This window comes from Chitinophaga sp. YIM B06452 (genome assembly GCF_039655965.1).
Classification (GTDB): Bacteria; Bacteroidota; Bacteroidia; order Chitinophagales; family Chitinophagaceae; genus Chitinophaga.
In genome coordinates, this window is the sequence record NZ_JAWLKY010000002.1 from 369,944 (window position 1) to 389,828 (window position 19,885).

At 54.0% G+C, this 19,885-nt stretch carries 10 protein-coding genes; 1 reads left to right on the top strand and 9 read right to left on the bottom strand.

All coding sequences use genetic code 11. The features are described 5' to 3' along the window. Window positions 1–8: 8 nt before the first annotated feature. The 8 genes from R3I13_RS11135 to R3I13_RS11170 form a co-directional block, all read right to left on the bottom strand. The gene (locus tag R3I13_RS11135; RefSeq protein ID WP_346318027.1) at window positions 9–3,092 is read right to left on the bottom strand and encodes a TonB-dependent receptor; all 3,084 of its coding nucleotides are present in this window, start codon (window positions 3,090–3,092) and stop codon (window positions 9–11) included. 75 nt (window positions 3,093–3,167) lie between these two features. Then, window positions 3,168–4,157: a FecR domain-containing protein gene (locus R3I13_RS11140; RefSeq protein ID WP_346318028.1), complete on the bottom strand. Its 990-nt coding sequence runs from the start codon at window positions 4,155–4,157 to the stop codon at window positions 3,168–3,170. 80 nt (window positions 4,158–4,237) lie between these two features. Beyond that, the gene (locus R3I13_RS11145) at window positions 4,238–4,810 is read right to left on the bottom strand and encodes a sigma-70 family RNA polymerase sigma factor (RefSeq protein WP_346318029.1); all 573 of its coding nucleotides are present in this window, start codon (window positions 4,808–4,810) and stop codon (window positions 4,238–4,240) included. Window positions 4,811–4,938: 128 nt separating this feature from the next. Then, a complete protein-coding gene (locus tag R3I13_RS11150) occupies window positions 4,939–9,018 on the bottom strand; it encodes a carbohydrate-binding protein (protein WP_346318030.1) in 4,080 nt (1,359 codons plus the stop codon). Between the two features lie 354 nt (window positions 9,019–9,372). Further along, on the bottom strand, window positions 9,373–10,815 hold the full coding sequence (locus tag R3I13_RS11155; RefSeq protein WP_346318031.1) for a RagB/SusD family nutrient uptake outer membrane protein: 1,443 nt from the start codon (window positions 10,813–10,815) through the stop codon (window positions 9,373–9,375). A 24-nt stretch (window positions 10,816–10,839) separates the two neighbouring features. Then, window positions 10,840–14,109 (bottom strand): TonB-dependent receptor, encoded by a 3,270-nt coding sequence (locus R3I13_RS11160; RefSeq protein WP_346318032.1) that lies wholly within the window; start codon window positions 14,107–14,109, stop codon window positions 10,840–10,842. 249 nt (window positions 14,110–14,358) lie between these two features. After that, window positions 14,359–15,531, bottom strand: coding sequence for a FecR domain-containing protein (locus R3I13_RS11165; protein ID WP_346318033.1), 1,173 nt, complete (start codon window positions 15,529–15,531; stop codon window positions 14,359–14,361). A gap of 128 nt (window positions 15,532–15,659) precedes the next feature. Further along, window positions 15,660–16,244: a sigma-70 family RNA polymerase sigma factor gene (locus R3I13_RS11170; RefSeq protein ID WP_346318034.1), complete on the bottom strand. Its 585-nt coding sequence runs from the start codon at window positions 16,242–16,244 to the stop codon at window positions 15,660–15,662. 223 nt (window positions 16,245–16,467) lie between these two features. Here R3I13_RS11170 and katG point away from each other — a divergent pair, with 223 nt between their 5' ends. Further along, window positions 16,468–18,744, top strand: a complete 2,277-nt coding sequence (gene katG, locus R3I13_RS11175; protein WP_346318035.1) for a catalase/peroxidase HPI — start codon at window positions 16,468–16,470, stop codon at window positions 18,742–18,744. Between the two features lie 58 nt (window positions 18,745–18,802). On the opposite strand, the gene R3I13_RS11180 is transcribed toward katG, so the two are convergent. Further along, window positions 18,803–19,732 (bottom strand): hypothetical protein, encoded by a 930-nt coding sequence (locus R3I13_RS11180; protein WP_346318036.1) that lies wholly within the window; start codon window positions 19,730–19,732, stop codon window positions 18,803–18,805. Window positions 19,733–19,885 lie beyond the last annotated feature (153 nt).

Consider the following 19,885-nt stretch of genomic DNA (forward strand, 5'->3'; position numbering starts at 1 on the left):
TTATAGTATTAGAAACTCACATTTACGCCCAGCAGGTACATGGTCAGGCTCGGCTCGTTGAAGCCGGTGGCGCCTTCCGGGTCTGTGCCGGGAAAACTGGTAATAACAAAAGGATTCTGCACGCTGGCGTAAACCCGGAACTTCTCCAGGTGCGCCCGGTGCACAAGAGTGGCGGGAATAGTATAACCCAGGGAAATATTTTTCACCCGCATAAAAGAACCGTCATAATAGTTCAGGATGCCCAGGTAGTTCAGGCCGGCAGAGCCAAGGAACGGGCGGGGATATTTGTTGCTGGGGTTATTGGGCGTCCAGTAATCCAGCTTGGGCTGGTTGTAGCGGCCGTCAAAACGCATATCCAGACTATGATAAACGGTCTGGCCGATGTTGGCATAGATAAAAATGGAAGCATCGAAATTGCCATACTGGAAGTTGTTGCCCAGGCTGGCTGTCCATTTCGGGTCTTGCTGGCCAAAGATATGCCTGTCTGCCGCGTCGATCTTATAGTCGTTGTTCAGGTCGAGCGGCCTGATATCTCCCGGTTTGAAAACAGCGCCGTTAACGGCGAACTTAGCCATCTCGGCTTTGTCTGCCTCTGTGTCCTGCCAGATGCCGTTGGGGCTCAGGTCGTACATCACTTTCACGGGGTGGCCGATGAACCAGCCGGAAGCGAGGTCGTCGTGTTTACCATTATACAGCTCCACGATCTGTTGTTTATTGGTGGCAAATATCCAGTCTGTGCTCCACTTGAGCTTCCTGTTGGATACATTCACGGTGTTGATGGTTACTTCGAAACCTTTGTTGGTTGTTTTACCAATATTCACGAGGATCTTGTCAAAACCAGATACGGTAGGCAGCTGCTGGTTGAGCAGCAGGTCGCTGGTGTTTTGCCGGTATGCTTCGATGCTGCCTGAAATGCGGCCCCTGAGCAGTGAGAAGTCGAGCCCTATGTTGTACTGCCCGGTTGTTTCCCAGCCAAGATCGGGATTGATCATTTCTGTAGGCGCAAAACCCAGTTTGGAGGTTTCGCCGTATACATATCTTACGGTGGAAAGGCTACCCCATGTCGTATAAGGCGCTACGCCTGCATTGCCTGTTCTCCCCCAGCCCAGGCGGAGTTTCAGGTCGGTGATGGTATTTACGTCTTTCAGGAAATTCTCCCCTTTCAGGCGCCATGCCAGCGCCACGGAATGGAAAGCCACCCATTTATGGCCTTCGGCGAGCACGGAAGAACCATCGTAGCGGGTAGAAACGGTGGCCAGGTATTTATTCTTATAGTTATAGTTCAGCCTTCCCATAAATGAAGCCAGCGATGAACGGGTGTAAGCGCTGGAAACGCCGCTGATGGTCAAAGCGCTGCCCAGGTTGTAGTACAGCTGCTGGTCGTAAGGCAGGTCCCTCACGGAAACTCCGTAGCTTTCTATGGTTTCAGATTGTATGGATTGTACCAGCGTGGCGTAGAAATTATGATCACCCACAGATTTATTGTAACTCAGGATGTTCTCCCAGCTGTACATGAGTTTCTTATTGCCGCCGTTGGAAGTCCTGGATGGCGCCTCTCCTCCGGCGGAAGCGGTATTGGCTTTGTCGAAATTGAGGTTTTGCGTGCCACGGTAGTCGAGCCCCACATTGGACCTTAAATTGAACCCGTCAAGGAAAGAAATATCCAGGTAATAGTTCCCGATGTAACGGTCCTGCTTCACCAGGCGTTTGGTATTGCCGAAGTTGGTAATGGGGTTGGGTGTGCGGGTGTTGTTGGTGGGGAATAACGCCAGCGTTTTCCCGTCTGCCGTATAAGGAGAAGCGAGGGGATTGAAGCTTTTTAATCCATACACATCAAAGATCTCGGACCAGCCGGCGTTCAGCTTTGAGCTGGTAAACAGGGATTGCGTGCCGATCTTTATACGTTCCCTGATATTGTGGTCTACGTTGGCGCGGATACTATAGCGAGTATAATCCTGGTCTTTTACCACGCCTGCGTTATTAAAATAACCGGCAGACAGCAGCAGCTTTGTTTTATCCGTTCCGCCGCGCACGCTCACCTGGTGATCCTGCATGCTGCCGGTGCGGAGGCCGTAGCTCATCCAGTCTGTGCTGGTCAGTTTGGAAGGATCGTAGGTGCCGCTGGCCCATGCGTTCTCCATGTTCTGCAACATATAAGGAGTAGCCACGAGCTGGTCGTTCTTAAAATCCATCTCACGGCTGGGTTTCGGATCGTAAGCGCCGCCCAGTGCGTTACGCTGCGCTTCGCGGGAAAACTCCACGAACTCCGCGGCATTCATCAATTGCGGCATGGGGCGGTGTTTCTGCACGCCATAGTAGCCGTTATATTCCACGGTGGTCTGGCCGGGCTTTCCTTTCCTGGTTGTAATGATGATCACCCCGTTTGCGCCCCTGTTGCCATATATCGCGGTGGCGGATGCATCTTTTAATACGTTGATGGTCTCAATATCATTGGGGTTGATCTGGTCTGCGCCATCCGTGAGGGGGATGCCGTCCACTACGTACAACACCTCGTTGCTGGCGTTGATGGAACGGTTGCCCCTGATCCTTACCTGCGTGGTAGCGCCGGGTTTCCAGGAAGTTGTTTGCGCCATTACACCGGCTATGCGGCCCTGGAGGGCTTGTGTAACATTGGTTACCGCCACCTCTGTGATCTTTTCTGATTTTATGGTGGAGATGGCGCCGGTCAGGTCTTTTTTGAGCACGGAACCATAGCCGATCACGACCACTTCATTGAGATCGGCAGGCGCTTCTTTCATGCGTATGATCAATGAATTGTTGGCGCCGGCTTTGATCACGAAATCTTTGATCACATATTTTTCAAACCCCATGAAGGAAAACGTGAACTGGTATTTATTGCCGGGCTTCAGGCCCGATACGGCAAACATGCCTTTTTCATTGGTAGCGGTGTTTTGTTTCTCAGTAGTGCCGGTTGCCACTATGCTCACGCCAACGCCCGGCAGCGCGTCTCCCTTTTCGGACGTGACGATGCCCGTCAGTTGTGGTTTCTCCTGCGCCTTCAATGAAATTGAAAAGGCAAATGCTGCGAGGCATAGCCACCATTTGACTGTTAGAGATCTGAATTTCATCATATTGCTTTTTCGTTTTGACAAAAGTTTCCCCGCATGCCCGTATGGACACGTTTTTTAAGGGGTTAAGTTTTTTTCTTATTGAATCCTGGTTACTTCTATCCTGTTACTGTCCACTTTTTTGAATACCAGTCCATTGACGTTCCCCAGCATCGAAAGCACCGCGTCCAGTGAATCAGATGGCAGGAGCTTGCCTGTTACGAGCATGTTATCAAAGCCCGCATCGCTGAATTTGAATTCGACATTGTATTGCCTTCCTATGCTGGCCAGTACTTTCACCAGCGGCTCCTGGTTGAATTCAAGTGATATGCTGGTTGTATCTGTAACCTGCACGGGCAGCGGGATGTTACCGGCCGGTTCCCTGAAAGACTTTACCGTGAATTGCCCGGAACGGCTATCCATCACGAACTGCTCTCCCGGCGTCAGGTATACGTCCTTCATACCGGATGTTTTCACGGTAGAGCGGACCACTACTTTCCCTTCGAATAATCTTACGCTTACCTTATTCTTTTGGAGCGTATTCATCATAAACCGGGTACCTAAAACCGTTGTACTGATATCCCCGGCATACACCGTAAAAGGTTTTGCCGCATTCTTCGTCACCTCAAAGGTTGCTTTCCCTGTAAGCCTGACATCCCGCCGGCCGGTATCAAACGGCGTGTAATAGCTGAGGGAGCTTCCCTGCGCCAGTTTCACGACGGAACTGTCCGGCAACACGAGGCGGCGGACGCTGCTGCCGGTGTTGGATTCAACGACCGGCAGGTTTTTCTTTATTTCGATCGAAGCCGCAACCGGCACCGCTTTTTGCCCGGTGCTGTAATGCCGCCAGGTTGCGCCGGCAATTAATAATATCATGGCCGCGGCCGCCCATTTTGCAGACATCACGATCATTCGCCTGGTATTGCTGCGCCTGGATGTATTTTCTCTCTCAATGATGCTATTGTGCAATTTCTCCAGCAGCAGCGCTGACCTTTCCGGGGGAAGGATGGGGTCGCCGGAATGAAGAAAGTCTTCAAACTCCTTTTTCAAACGGGCTTTCTCCCTTCGTTCATTTCTTTTTAATGCCATGCTGTTCCTGGTTTCTGGTATAAATACCCTGAACCGGGAAAAAGGGGATGCCGTTCCGTGTTACGAAATTGTTATGTACTTCAGCTGAGATAAAAAAAGAGCAAAGCGGCGCCTGTGGTAAGGCTTTCGGAGGGATGATGAGAGATGTAGTCTTTGATGAACCGGGTAGATTGTTTAAGATAATCTTTTACGGAAGCGGCGGAAATGCCTAGAATATGCGCCGCTTCGTCATATGATTTGCCTTCATAGCGGCACAGCCTGAAAACTTCTTTTTTCCGTTCCGGAAGATGGTTCACCGCTTCTTCGACGATAGACAGCCGGAAGGTATATAATTCTTCATTGAGCGGCTCTTCCGGGTAAATTTCAGTGGTGCTGAGCGGCACCAGCTGCCTTTCTTTTTGCCTGAGGTATTTGAGGGATTTGTTGAAGCTGGTCACAAACAGCCAGCCCGCTACTTTGGCGGCGTCCAGCTTTACGCGGTTTTCCCAGAGGGCCAGGAAAACCTCCTGGAGTATGTCTTCCGCGGCTTCGTGCTGTTTTACGATCTTCCATATGTTGGCGTACACGGCCTGGTGATATTGATGGTATAACGCATCAAAGGCACCCAGGTCTACCTGGTCTGGCAAGCGTCCGGCAAAATATGGCATGTCCATGTCGCGGGCAAAACTACAAGGAACCGCGTTTAGAGTGATGTTATAAAATTGTAAAGCCTTTTCTGAAGCAGGCAAAAAAAAGCCGCCCCTTTAAAGTAGAGACGGCTTTCCGGTTATAAATTACCTTGTCATTGTTTGATGATCCGCAGCACTTCCGTTTTCCCTGTTCCTTCCAGCCTGATCAGGTAAAAACCATCTTTCAGGAAACTGAGATCCTTCACGAGCTTCGTATCTCCCCGCTGTATCATCCACAACCTGATGGCGCGGCCCTGCAGATCCAGCAGGGTGGCCGTGCGGTAGCCTTCCGGCAGGTCGATGGTGACATTGCCTGAAACAGGGTTGGGATACACCCTTGCAGCCTGTGTAACCTCCGGTTTGGCTTCCGGTTCTGCTTTGGCAGACACGGCAACGAGCGGCGCGGTTTCAGCCGGCACTGCATTACAATTGTCAATGCTGAACCAGTTGTATTTGAAGGTGCCTGCTTTAACGCTCAGGGTGATGTTGGGCGATGCGGGCAGTGTCACGGTGTCTTTCACTGTTTGCCAGGTGCCGCCGGTATTGGGTATGTCTATCAGCCCGAATGTAACGCCGGAATAACCAACTCCGATCTGCGCCGCCGCCGTGGAATTCACCCTTATGCTGACGGTGTAAACGCCCGCCGTGGGCACGTACAGGTTGTCATAAGAGAACCAGTGGCCAGTGGCCAGGCCGGTGAAATTCTGGCCGCCGCCAACGTCCGTGCAAGCCTGCAGCCAGGGACCCGCGTGCCGCGTTGTGAAGGCTTCGGCTTCGCGTTTGTTATTAATTGTACAGGGAGCACTCACCACGTTTACCACCGCGGAAACGCTGAGGCCGCGTGTCACCGCTGTTACCGTGTAGGCGCCGGCCGTTGTCCCGGCTGTGAACACGCCCTGGGAGCTGATGGCATTACCTGCGCCAGTGGCCGTCCATTGTGTAGGAGGCAGCATCACGGCGGTGTTGCTGGAATCGTAAGCCGTCAGTATAAACGGCTGCGAGTTGCCGGCGCTCACATCCACCGTATCAGGACTCAGATCCAGCCGCACGATTTCCGGCGCGCAGTTCTCAAGACTGAACCAGTTGAACTTCGGACTGCCGGAACCCACGGTGATGTTCATGGTTGTGAGGGCGGGCAGGTGAACGGTATCTGAAATGGTCACCCATTTGCCGCCGGTGTTGGGTATTTTAATGTAGCCGTATACCTGGCCATTATAATTTACCCTCATTTCACCCGGATAGGTAGATGAAACCCTGATGCGGAACGTATACTTGCGGGGATTCGGCACGTTAACATTGCTATAGGTGAAGCGGTGGCCGCTTGCCAGGTTGGTATAGTTCTGGCCGCCGCCCACGTCGGTGCAGGCCTGCAGCGTGGAGCCGCCGGCCACGGACGAAGCGGATTCCGCTTCATAATGATCATTCACCGTACAGCCCCAGGTGGTAGTGGCATACACGGTGTCTTTCGCAACACCGTTGGAGAAGGTGATCATAAAAGTGCCGATGGAATCACCTGCGGTAAACACACCCGCCGTACTAACGCGGTTGCGCGCCCCGGTAACCGCCCAGCCGCTTTGCGCGGGCACAGGCATAATGCTGTCGAACTGGTCGTACCCGGTAATGGTAAACGCCTGAGAAGCATCTACGGGCACGGTAGCGCTGCGCGGTGAAATGACTACTCTTGTCAAGACAGGTACGGGCACTACTTTCACCATGGCGGTTCCGGTCGCGCCTTCGTCTCTCGCCTTCACCATAAACCAGCCGGTTGAATCGCCGGCGGTAAACAGGCCTTGCTGGTCGATCGCATTCACGGTATCGTTATTGCGCAATTTCCACTCGGGCGTGAATGATACGATATCGCCGCGCTGGTCGAACGCTTTGGCGCTATATTGCTGGGTTTCGCCGTATTTACGCGTCACGGAATCGGGCGTTACCACCACGTTCGTCACCACCACGCTGTCCGCATCCACGATCCGCAGCCAGTTGAAGTTCCAGCCGGATGCATTGGAATAAACGCGGATGGTTTGTTTACCTTCCCTGAATCTGATCTTGGGCGACGATACGGTGATCCACTTCTGCCAGCCGCCGCTTGCAGGCAGCTTCACGGTGGCCAGTAAGGTAGTATCCAGGTAAATGCTGGCGCTGGTGGCATTGTTCACCGCCGCCCTGAGCTGTACACGGTATTTGTTGGTATCAGGCACATCGATATCGTAATCGAACCAGGTGCCTTTGCCGATGTAGCTTACGTTTACCACACCGCTGGTATCCTGTGTAGGCTCGGTTTGCGAAGAATTGGAGTTGTCGAACGCCTCGGCTTCTATCCTTGCGGGGATGAGCTTGTAATTAGGCGTGCGCACATTGACATATGCCGAACCGCTGACCGATATGGTATCCTGCCCGGCCGTGGCGGTGATGACGCCGGAAGTATCCAGCGTGGCCAGCCCTGTGCTGGTAATGGTATTGCCGGCGCCGGTGATGCTCCATTGAGGCGCCAGGTTCATCACATGCCCGTTCTGATCCAGCACCTTCGCGGTGTACTGCAACGATTTGCCGGCCAGCACCAGCTGGTTGGCGGGCGTTACGATCACCGTGTCAGGATAAGGCGTGCCCAGGCCTTTCTGGTATACGCGCACGTAGTCTACATTCATGCTGTCCGGCCAGTCGCTTTCCACGATATTGCCGCCCATGCCGCCGCCGATGGCGACGTTGAGGATGATGTGGAATTTCTGGTCGAAAGGCCAGTCCTTCCAGTCGGTATGCGGGTTTCTATATGTGTATATATGCAGGCTGTCGAAAACGAACCTCAGCGAGTCCGGCGACCATTCCACGGAATACGTATGGTACGCGGTATGCGCATCGGGGAAGTTGCGGGAGCCGGTAAGATGGCCGCCGTTCTGCCAGTTGCTGTTTTGGGTGTGCACGGTAGACATCACCCTGCCCAGCTGGTTCCCGATATGTTCCATGATATCGATCTCGCCGCTCTTCGGCCATCCGCCGTATACGCTGCTGGTAGGCATCATCCAGATGGCGGGCCAGGAGCCTCTCGCTTTGGGCAGCTTGGCCCTCACCTCTACTTTTCCATACAGGAAATCCATTTTGTTCTGTGAGATGACGCGGGCGGAAGACCATGGTTCTGTGGACACGCCGTTCGGGAAATCTTTTTTCCCGGTGATCACCAGGTTGCCGTTGCGCACGCGTGCATTGTCGTGCGTACTGTCTGTATACACCTGCTGTTCCCCGTTGATCCAGCCTTTCGGCTGGGGATCCACCGTCCATTTGCTGCGGTCGGGCACGCCGTCCACATTGAACTCGTCGTTGTAGATCATCGTCCAGTTGGGGTTGCCTTCAAAAACGGCGTTGCCTTTCACGGTGTAAGACGGTGTGTTGGCACTGTCTACCTCCTGCCCAGCTACGGTGAGTTTGAGTGTGGTGCGGGAATAGTTGGCCGGGGAATTGCCTGCCAGTACAATGTTCGCCATTGTATCGTTCACGCGCTGAACGCTGCCGATGCTCACGCCCGGCGGCAGGTTTTCCGCATTCCAGTTCGTTTGGGTAAGCGTGTCGTTGAATACAGCGCGGTTCAGCTTCACCGGTATCACCGCCCCGTTTTCCTGGCCCATCAGGATGCTGGTATTAATAAAGTTGAGGCTGATGGGGTTGGGCGCCTGCACCAGGTCGAAATACAGGATGCCATTGGCTTTCCGGCCGTCGATGAACTGTACGGCGATGCGGTTGAAATCCGTCCTGTTCGCCACGCTCGAGAAGTTGAAGGTGGCTTCTTCCCACTGGTTGACGTTCTTGATCTTGTAGGTAAAGAACACTGCTTTCGTGTAGTCGTTACCAGGTTGCAGTTTGAACATCACTTCTTCGCGCACATTGCTGTACACCAGCATTTTGAAAACGCCGCCGCCGCTGAGGTCGAAGGTAGAGGTAAGGCCGCAGCTGGCGCTCATGTACTCGAAGCAGGTCGTGTCTTTCGTGAATTTCGCTACATGCGAGCTGGGGTTAATGGATGAGGGGGCTGGGTTGGGCACGTTGAACAATACATTGCCGGTGGCATTGGCCCCGGCGTAAAAGGTCCATCTGCCGGAACAGGGGCCGTGGCCCTCAAAATCGTCCAGCAGCAGGAACTGGGCGTGCAGCACATTGCAGCATAGCAGGCCGCCCAGGAGGAGCAGTAAAAGTTTTTTCATAACGGGTGTTTTTCATTGTGGTGATAGTTAACTTTTATTGATTATGCGCTTGTTTGTACCAGCGCGTGAAAAGCCTGCCATCGTCTCAAAAAATCGTCATTGCAAAGAGCAACTTGCCGTGCATCGAGGTCCGTCATTGCGGGGTGCCTGTCATCGCCCCAAAGACCGTCATTGCGAGGAGCGGCGTGGGACTTGTGCGGGAGGGGCGACGAAGCAATCTCCAAACACCGGGTATATCAATCCAATGCGGGAGATTGCTTCGTCGCGCCCCCGCTTTGGCTCTACTGCTCCTCGCAATGACGGCTTTTTCTGCTTCATCGTTCCCCGCGATGACGGGCTCGTAAAAATGTGGAATTAAAGATTAGGGTTCATCTGCGCATCCGCACCGGGTATCGGCAGCCAGTATTTTGCCTTCGTGATCGGGCCGGGCGTAAGGTCGCCGGGGTCTTTGGAGGCGTTGGCCGCTTCCACTTTTTCCAGGCGCACGAGGTCGAACCAGCGGCTCCATTCACCGGCAAATTCCCAGGCTCTTTCATCCACCACGGCATCAGCAAACGCAGCGCTGTTCAGGCCGGGCGTAAGGTCTCCCAGCCCCGCGCGCTGGCGCACGGCATTGATGGCGGCATATGCCTCAGGCGAAGGAGCAGCGCCAGACCTGGCCTGCGCTTCGGCATAGATCAGCAGCACATGCGCATAGCGGATCATAACCACAGGGTTGTTCGACATATAGGTGTCTTTCTGCCCGCTCTGGATGGTGAACTTTTTGTAGTAGGGATGTTTTGTTGTAACCTCCTGCCAGGGAATTGTAACGCCGCCCACCACGAAAGAAGTGGAGAAAGTAGCGTCTTTCCTGCTGCCTGCGGGGAAGTTGTTGAAGAAGTTCAGCTCGGGGAAGAAGTCGGACCAGCCGCCTTCATTTTCGGGCATGGTGGAAAGGCCGTAGAATGAATTGTAGGTGGACCACTGCCCGCGGGTGAACAGCGTAAACACATCTTCTGATGTGCCGCCTGCGAATATTTTCAGGAAACCGTCCTGGTACAGGTCGAATTTATAAGTGCCTTTGTTATCGATCACTTCCTTCGCTTTCGTAGCCGCCAGCGCATATTTGCTCTGGTCTTTCAGCGGCCACCCGGCTTCGGTGAGATACACATCCGCCAGCAGCGCTTTCACAGAACCTTTGTTCGGCCTTCCCGGGTCGCGTTTGTTGTTGGGCACCCACTCTTCCGCCTTCAGCAGGTCCGCCTCGATCTGTTTGTAGATATCGGCCGGCTGGCTTTTTTGCATGTTCAGCTGGTCTGAAGTATATTTTTCGGTAAGCACCAGCGGCACCGCGCCCCAGTAGCGGGTGAGCCAGTAATAACAAAGTCCGCGCAGGAAATACGCTTCGCCTACGATCGCGCGCACGGTGGCTTCGTTGCCGTCTTTCACCGCCGTATAATTGTTGATGATGTTGTTGGTGGATTGTATCACCTTGTAACAACCGCGCCAGATGGGCGTCATGCGGCTATTGAGCGAGGAAACGTTGAAGCGGTCGAATTCCCTGAACTCTTCTTTGTTGGAGCCGGGATGCGTGGTAAGGTCGTCTGCACCCATGCTCATAGCGATCTGGGAAACGGTGGTGAAGCCGCTTTCCCAGGGAACCATCAGGCTGCCGTAAGCACCGGTGAGCGCGGCTTCCAGGCCGGCCTGGCTGCTCAGGCCTTCGCTGCCTATGACGAGACCGCGTGGATTTTCTTCGAGTGATTTGGAGCAACCGGCGAAGAGGATGATGAGTGCGGAGAAATATATCTTTTTCATGAATTGCTGTTTTGGATCAAACCATTAAAAATTCAGTGTAAGCCCGCCGGTAATCGTTTTGGCGTTCGGGTACGAGCCATAGTCTATGCCCTGCCTGAAATCGCCGGAAGAAGAACTGGCTTCCGGATCGATGCCGGAATAATCGGTAAAGGTGAGGATGTTGGTGGCGCTCACGAATACCTTAAGCCCCACATGCCGCAATATGGGCCTGGGTAAGGTGTAAGAAAGACTGACGTTTTTCAGCCGCAGGAAATCTGCTTTTTCAAGGAAGCGGGTAGACTGCGTGAAATTTTTATTGGTAGAGCTGAAAGCCGGTATGTCGGAAGTTTCATTCTTGCCGGGAATGTAACGGTCCAGGATGTCGCGCAGCGTGGCCTGGCGGGCGTCGCCGCCGAGATACATGGCCGCGGCGTTGTTGTAGTTGAGTTTATCGAAACCGAACATGCCCTGAAAAAAAATGTTCAATGAAAAAGTTTTGTAGTTGATAGTGTTGGTCCAACCCAGGGATGTCCTGGGAATGCCGGTGCCGATCACCGCGTAGTCGCCCGCGTCTATCACGCCGTCTTCCTTCAGATCAAGGTACCTCGAATCGCCAGGCTTGGCGCCGAATTTGGCAGCCGCGGCTTCTTCGCCCGGCTTCCAGGTGCCCAGGTATTGCAGGCCCCAGATGGCGCCCAGCGGCTGGCCCGCCATTACCACAAACTCGGATTGCGGGGACATGCCGCCGCCAATTTTGCGGTTGTTAGGATCGAAGATGATAGACTTCGAGCCGGTAGACCGCACATTATTTTTTACGAAGGAAACATTCACGGCCGTGTTCCAGGTAACGGCGCCACGGTTTACTACATCGCCTTCCACGGAAAATTCCCAGCCTTTGTTCTGCACGGAACCGACGTTGCGGGTAATCACGTTGCCGCCCAGGTAAATGGGCAGGTTCTCATTCAGCAGCAGGTCGCGGGTATTTTTCACGAAGTAGTCCGCGCTGATGTTCACCCGGCCGTTCAGCAGCGAAGCGTCTATACCGGCGTTCTGCTGTTCGGTGGTTTCCCATTTCAGGTCAGGATTGCCGATCACGCCGAGGATGAGGCCGTTCTGGAAAGTAGAGTTGGTGAAGGAAGCATTCCGGTTGGAATAGGCAGAGAAAGTGCTGTACGGGCCAACGCCGTCGTTGCCGGTAAAGCCCCAGCTGCCGCGCAGTTTCAGGTTGCTGAACAATTCCTGGTCTTTCATGAACGGCTCCTGGCTGATGATCCAGCCGGCGGAGAAGGACGGGAAATAGCTGTATTTATTACCACCCAGGAATTTGGAGGAACCATCGCGGCGAACGGCTGCAGACAGCAGGTAGCGGTCTTTATAACCATAGTTCACACGGCCCACCAAAGAAAAAATGGATGATTTGGAATAGCCGGAACCCGGGCTGCCGGCGGTTCCCTGCGTGAGGTTGTTCCAGTGGAAAGATTCATACGTGAGGTTTGATGCGCCGGCAGACATGTAGCTGTACACGATCTGCTGGTATTCCAATACCGCCGTCGCATCAATGCTGTGGTCGTTGAATGTTCTCCGGTAGTTGAGCATATTGGTGCTCTGCAGCTTGATCTCCTTGTTGGTGCGGAGGCTGGCCGTAGCCGTGCCGGAGTTGATCACTTTGCCGGCGAAAGATTTATCCTGGTATTCGAGATAGTTCGCGCCGTACTGGAGGCTGAGCGACAGGCCGGGCAGCGCGATATCGTCGAATTTGAACCCGCCGATGGCGTTGGCCAGCATGCGTTCCCGGGCAGAGATCTGCTCGGTGGTGAGCGCTACCGGGTTGAAGAACACGGAGCCAACGGGATCCGTTGTAGTGTAGGTACCGTCTGCCTTGCGCACCGGTACGGTGGGCGACCAGGTGGCGGCCTGCGCAAGCGGGCTGTGGGGGCCGTCTGCCGGGATGTCTACGTTCTGCGCCGTGCTGTAAGAGCCGGTGATGTTGAGGAAAGTTGAAACTTTATTGGTAAGTTTTGAATTGATATTGGAGCGGAGCGTGTAGCGGCGGTAGGATGAATTGTTGATCACGCCGTCCTGGTTGAGATAATCGCCGGAGATGAAGTACCCGCTTTTATCGTTGCCGTTGGAGAGGCTCAGCTGGTATTCCTGGCCGAGGGCGTTGCGGAAGATCTCATCCTGCCAGTTGGTGCCGCCGTTTTTGCGGAAGCCGTCTATCTGCTCATCCGTAAAAGGTTTGGCGGTGCCCAGCGCGGTGGCGCGTTCGTTTACCGTGGTGGCAAACTCTTCGGCATTGAGCAGGTCCATTTTTTTGATGACCTGCGAAGTAGATAAGCGGGTGGTGAAATTTACTTTCAGGCCGCCTTTGCTGCCTTTTTTGGTGGTAACGAGAATAACGCCGTTAGACCCCCTGCTGCCGTAGATGGCAGTAGCGGCGGCATCTTTCAGCACCTGTATGGATTCGATATCATCGGGGTTGATGGAAAAAAGCTCCGCGCCAACGAACCCATCTACCACGTAAATAGGCCCATTATCGCCGTTGATGGAGTTGGCGCCCCTGATGCGGATGCGCACCGCGCCACCGGGAGAGCCTGCGGAATTCGTTACCTGCACACCGGTTACACGGCCCTGCAACACCTGGTCGATACGGTTCACAGGCTGGGCTTCGAAGTCCTTGGCCGTCAACGAAGAGATGGCGCTGGTAAGCGACCCTCTTTTTTGTTCGCCATAACCCACTACCACCAGCTCCGTGATCCTGGAGGCCGAAACTTTGAGGTCGATGTTCAGCTCGGTATTGCCGCCCACCGGCACTTCCCTGCGGTCGTAACCGATGGAAGACACGATGAGCACGGCATCCGGGCCGGGTACTTCGATGCTGTATTCCCCGTTCGCGTTAGTGGTTACGCCGCGGGCCGTGCCTTTCACCTGGATGGTAACACCCGGCAGCGGCTGTCCTTTGTCGTCCGTGACCTTTCCCTTTACCACCACATCGGCGGGAGCAACGGTGTTGTTGGCGGCGGGCTTGCGTTTTACCACGATGGTCTTGTTTTCAATGGTATAGTGCAGCGGCTGGTTTTCAAAGCACTGGTCCAGTGCCTGCCTCAGCGGCACGTCTTTCAGCTCCAGGCTGAAAGCGCGGGCGTGGAACAGCTGCTCGTCCGTATACAGGAAGGTATAACCCGTTTGTTTCCTGATCTCTTTAAAAACCTTTTCCAGTGAAGTGCTGCGCGCAGAGATCGACACGGTCTGTGCAAATCCTGCTGCATGTACCTCCAGTAAGGCGGTGGTCATCAAAAGCACTATCAATTTCATGATCAGTAACGTTTTTGCTGATAATCGCGGAATCTTCAGTCGCCGCCGGGCATACCGGGGCCTGCTTTGGGAAAAAAGCATACATTTGTACGGTTATGGGTAATTAAATAATAATTGCGAAACGATTGTTGGTTTATGCACCCAAACCCCGCCGGGAGCGGTACGAACGCTTCCGGCTTTTATTTGGGCCATCATGGTATCATAGTTCAGGGACTCATAACGTTGAAAAAATTTTGGTTCGCTGCGTTTTTATGGTGAAACAATAATTTGCCTGTCTCCTATCTCGAAATGCACTTCTCCTGTCAGTTCCAGCATTTTTAATACCTGCGATACGGGCACATTCCGTGGTATAATGCCCCTGAAATGCGCAGGCACATTGCCTTTATATACTACTTCCACATCGTACCAGCGCGCAATCTGGCGCATGGCCGAGCGGATGTCGTTGCCTTCGAACTGGATGAAACCGTTCTTCCAGGCCACCGCTTCTTCGGTATTCACTTCGGGCAGCAGCTCCAGTTCGCCGCTCCGGCGGTGCAGGCTGGCGCCCTGGCCGGGTTTCAGCTTCCGGGCAACACCGGCCTTTTTCACTTCCACCGCGCCTTCCAGCAGGGTGGTGTTCACTGCCGGCTCGTCGTCGTAAGCCATGATATTGAAATGCGTGCCGAGCACTTTTACTTCCATCTCATCCACTTTCACGACGAAGGGTTGACCGGCCTGTTTTGCTACTTCAAAATATGCTTCGCCTTTCAGTTCCACTACCCTATTGCTGTTGCTGAAAACAGCGGGGTAACGCAGGCTGCTGGAAGCATTCAGCCATACGCGGCTGCCGTCCGGCAGGGTGATGGTGTATTGCCCGCCGCGGGGAGTGGCTATCTTGTTGAAGACGGGTTGCCCGCCGTTTTGCGGCGCATCGTATTGCAGCTGCCCGTTGCCGGTTTTGATCACTTTTGCATTGCCCTGCTGCGCCAGTATGCCGTTGCCCGCGCTGTCCAGGGAAATTTCGGTACCGTCTCCCAGGGTGAGCACGGCCCTGTTGCCGCCGGGGGCGATGTCTTTCTGAACGGGCGTTGTTGCTATCGCAGGTTCTTTTATGGAAACGGGGCGGCGCAGCAGCCAATAAGTTGCGGAGGATGCGAGAATAAGCACAACGGCGGCGGCCCAGGCGCGGCGGCGCCAGGGTATTACTTTTGCCGGCTGAGGGCGGTCTGCCGCGAGAATGTTATCGGCCAGCCTGTTCCAGTGCACCTGGTCGTATACCTGCCCGGGCGCTGCATCTTCACGCAGCAGCGCTTCCATCTCCAGCGCGCGCTCCCCGGAGGGGTCATGCTGTACGAGATCGGCGAGCTCCTGTAATTCTTCCGCCGTGGCTGTGGCGTCCGCAGCTTTTTTGAGAAGTACCGCTATACGTTGTTGGGTAGTCAATTTTGGTATCGTTTTTCAGTTTACGTGGCGCTTTCATCAAAACAGACGCGCAACTGAATATTTAGGACCTATTGGAAGGAAAAAAAATTCAAAAAAGAGAAGATCAGCCATGGTAGCGGGAAAACCGGTTACAGCATCCACAATACGATCAGCGGCAGCCAGTACCCGCCCGCCTCCATGTGCCGCCTGATGGCCTGCAGGGAGCGTACAAGGGAATTTTTTACGGTATTGGGGGACAATTCGAGCTGGGCGGCTATTTCAGGGATGCGAAGACCGTTTTCGCGGCTGAGCTTGTAGATCTTCTTGGCCTGCGAAGGCAACTGCTGCACCGCCTCCCCCACCAGCCGCAGCATGGCGGCATATGCCACGGCTTCTTCCGTGGTGCTGCGCATTTCCTCGTCGCCCCGGGCCATGGCGTCCAGGGCTTTGTGGTGCACGCTGCGGCGGCGCAGCCAGGTGAACGACTGGTAAAAGATGATCCGCAGCAGCCAGGAACGCGGGTTTTCGATAGCCGGCAGCTTGTCGCGGTTGAGCCATACCCTTAGGAACGTTTCCTGGATAATATCCTCCGTGACGGACGCGGTTTTGGTAAGGTGCATCACCAGCGGCTCCAGTTGCGGAACGTAGGCATGGAACAGCTCGCGGAAAGCGGCCTCGTCGCCCTCTGCAATTAACCGGAATAACGCTTTATCTGTGTGTGAACGGTCGTTCATGCCTAAACGTGGATGCGATATATTGGTTGAATGATTGCCAATGTAATAAAATTATTGATAAGGGCTGGCTTCTTTCAACCTCGCCGATTTTACAACAAATAGATTCTGCCTATCAAATCATAAATTCAATAGATTTTTATTATTGACTCAATACGGTAATTTTACCCGTCTGCACAACTACTGCGTGCAGGCAATTGTTTACTCAATACATAAACTTATTACAATGGGAAAAGAATCGAACGACATCAGCAAATGCCCGTTTCACAATGGCAGCCTGAAGCAGAATGTTGGCGGCGGCGGCACCAGGAACCGCGACTGGTGGCCAAACCAGCTGAAGCTGAGCATCCTGCGCCAGCACGCTTCCAAATCCAATCCGCTGGGTGAGGATTTTAATTATGCCGAAGCCTTTAAAAGCCTCGACCTGGAAGCAGTGAAAAAAGATCTTCATGCGCTGATGACCGACTCGCAGGACTGGTGGCCGGCAGACTTCGGGCATTACGGCCCCCTGTTCATCCGCATGGCCTGGCACAGTGCAGGCACCTATCGCGTGTTCGATGGCCGTGGCGGCGCAGGCGCAGGGCAGCAACGTTTTGCCCCGCTGAACAGCTGGCCCGACAACGTAAGTCTTGATAAAGCCCGCAGGCTGCTTTGGCCCATCAAACAAAAATATGGCAACAAGATCTCCTGGGCAGACCTCCTGATCCTCACCGGCAACATTGCGCTGGAATCCATGGGTTTTAAAACATTTGGTTTTGCCGGCGGCCGCCCGGATGTATGGGAACCCGATGAAGACGTGTACTGGGGCGCAGAAACCACCTGGCTGGGCGGCGACATCCGTTATGCAAACGGTTCTGAAGGCGTGCCGAAGGAACATGGCGTAGTATCGTCTGACGATGACGCAGACGGCCACATCCATTCCCGCAACCTGGAAAGACCGCTGGCGGCCGTGCAGATGGGCCTCATCTACGTGAATCCCGAAGGGCCCGACGGCAACCCCGATCCCATTGCAGCGGCGAAAGACATCCGCGATACTTTCGGCCGCATGGCCATGAACGACGAGGAAACAGTTGCGCTCATAGCGGGCGGCCACAGCTTCGGCAAAACCCATGGCGCGGCCCCTTCCAGCAATGTAGGCAAAGAGCCGGAAGCCGCCGGCCTGGAACAGCAGGGCCTGGGCTGGCAAAACGCTTACGGTTCCGGTAAAGGCGCAGACACTATTACCAGCGGCCTGGAAGTGATCTGGACAAAAACGCCCACGAAATGGAGCAACAACTTCTTCGAGAACCTGTTCGGCTTTGAATGGCAGCTTACCAAAAGCCCGGCTGGCGCGCACCAGTGGGTAGCCAAAGACGCGGGGAACATTATTCCCGATGCGTACGACAGCGGTAAAAAGCACCTGCCCACGATGCTCACCACCGACCTCTCTTTAAGATTCGATCCCGTTTACGAAAAAATATCCCGGCGCTTCCTCAAAAACCCGGATGAGTTTGCAGATGCATTCGCCCGTGCATGGTTCAAATTAACACACCGCGATATGGGCCCCCGCGCGCGCTACCTCGGCCCTGATGTACCCGCGGAAGAACTGATCTGGCAGGATCCCATCCCTGAAGTAGATCATGCGCTGGTCAATGACAGCGATGTTGCGGCCCTGAAGTCGAAGATACTGTCGTCTGGACTGACCGTATCCGAGCTGGTATCCACGGCCTGGGCCTCCGCTTCCACCTTCCGTGGTTCGGACAAACGCGGCGGCGCCAACGGTGCGCGCATCCGCCTCGCTCCTCAAAAATACTGGCAGGTAAACAACCCGCCGCAGCTGCAGAAAGTATTGGATAAACTCGAAAGCATCCAGAAAGAATTTAATGCCGCGCAGAAAGACGGCAAAAAAGTTTCGCTGGCAGACCTGATCGTACTGGCCGGCAGCGCGGCTGTTGAAGCAGCGGCGAAAGACGCAGGACAGGCTATCACGGTGCCATTTGCACCGGGCCGCATGGATGCTTCGCAGGAACAGACCGACGTTGAATCTATCGGTTACCTCGAACCCGCCGCTGATGGTTTCCGCAATTACCGCAAATCAAGATCCCATGTGTCTACCGAAGCGTTGCTGATAGACAAGGCGCAACTGCTGACCCTTACAGCGCCTGAACTGACCGTATTGCTGGGCGGCTTGCGTGTGCTCGGAACCAATTTTGACGGCTCCAATCACGGCGTTTTCACCGCCCGTCCCGGCCTGCTCACCAACGACTTCTTTGTGAACCTGCTGGATATGAACACCGCCTGGAAAGCCATTTCCGAGGACAAAGAACTCTATGAAGGCAGCGACCGCGCCACCGGCAAAGTAAAATGGACAGGCACCCGCGCAGACCTGGTGATCGGCTCCAACTCGGAACTGAGGGCGGTTGCGGAAGTGTACGGCAGCGCAGATGCGAAAGAGAAATTTGTAAAAGACTTCGTAGCGGCCTGGACCAAAGTGATGAACCTGGACAGGTTTGACCTTGCGTAATTATGAATCCAGTGAATAATGAAAAATAAAGCCTCCTTTAGCGGAGGCTTTATTCATTTCAATGAGACATCAACCACTTTACCAGCTGCTCCGGGTCTACGATGCTCCACGAATGCGGATGCCGCTTGTTGTCCGGCTTCCTGAAGCCTTTGTTTTCCGTCGTTACCAGCACGGCATTTTTATTCCCCAGCCGCTGCAATTCATTGATCATCGCAGCGTGGTCTGTGACATTGATATATGAATAGTCATATCCCCGCTGGCTCAGCCACCATTGTATATCCGGTTCCGTGATCAGCATGAGCGGCGTATTCACGAGGGTCTTCACTGCCCGCTGGGTGGAATCGGAATATGAATAGGGGGAATTGTTGTAGAAATTTTCCAGCGCGGTTTGCGGTGTTCCTTTCATTTCTTTTTCGATCCTGTCTATCATGTACGTAACCTCCGGGTTCACCCGGGCAGGGTCCGACAGCCTTACCACGCGTTTGGCTGAATGATAGAAACGCTCCCAATCGAGTGGCGCGTCCACTGCAAATACGGCTTTGGGTTTGACAGGATAGTTTTCTTTAACGGCCAGTTCCGCATATTTTACCGCGCAGGCGCCGCCGATGGAAAAGCCGCCGATAAAAAGATCTTTCCCCTGTACCTGGTACCTGGCAACGGCCTCCCCTATCTGCTCTTTTAAGGACTGCTGCGACGCAGCGTCTGTACCAAAATATAACGGCCCTGTCTTTAATAACGGGATGATAGTTAAGATTCCCTGCTGTGCTGCATACCTCGGCAATTCCGTCTGCTGCCGGACATCCTCCGGCGCGGTGCCAAATCCATCCAACAGGATCATCAAAGCCTTTACCGGTTTGGCTTCCGGGATAACGGCGATGTACATATTCGATGTGCTGTCTTTTTTATCCAGGTAGACCGTCTCTAGCTTTTGCGCAAATAAAGCGGCCGGGAACAGGCATGTCAGGATGAGGAGGGGTATGTTCCGCATATGGTGAGTGATTTTTAAATGATTTACCCGGTTTAGGGAAGCCGTTTCCGCATGGTTTTATTCAACAGTCAATCAATGATATCATTTTTTTTCAATAAAAAGAAGACGCTTAACACCGGTGCGCGCGCTAATATTTCCCGATTTGATAATTCT

Bases quoted from the DNA above. Each gene is read 5' to 3' on its own strand.
- R3I13_RS11140 (WP_346318028.1), bottom strand. From the start codon at position 4,157: ATGGCATTAAAAAGAAATGAACGAAGGGAGAAAGCCCGTTTGAAAAAG.
- R3I13_RS11150 (WP_346318030.1), bottom strand. From the start codon at position 9,018: ATGAAAAAACTTTTACTGCTCCTCCTGGGCGGCCTGCTATGCTGCAAT.
- R3I13_RS11145 (WP_346318029.1), bottom strand. From the start codon at position 4,810: ATGGACATGCCATATTTTGCCGGACGCTTGCCAGACCAGGTAGACCTG.
- R3I13_RS11170 (WP_346318034.1), bottom strand. From the start codon at position 16,244: ATGAACGACCGTTCACACACAGATAAAGCGTTATTCCGGTTAATTGCA.
- katG (WP_346318035.1), top strand. From the start codon at position 16,468: ATGGGAAAAGAATCGAACGACATCAGCAAATGCCCGTTTCACAATGGC.
- R3I13_RS11155 (WP_346318031.1), bottom strand. From the start codon at position 10,815: ATGAAAAAGATATATTTCTCCGCACTCATCATCCTCTTCGCCGGTTGC.
- R3I13_RS11180 (WP_346318036.1), bottom strand. From the start codon at position 19,732: ATGCGGAACATACCCCTCCTCATCCTGACATGCCTGTTCCCGGCCGCT.
- R3I13_RS11135 (WP_346318027.1), bottom strand. From the start codon at position 3,092: ATGATGAAATTCAGATCTCTAACAGTCAAATGGTGGCTATGCCTCGCA.
- R3I13_RS11160 (WP_346318032.1), bottom strand. From the start codon at position 14,109: ATGAAATTGATAGTGCTTTTGATGACCACCGCCTTACTGGAGGTACAT.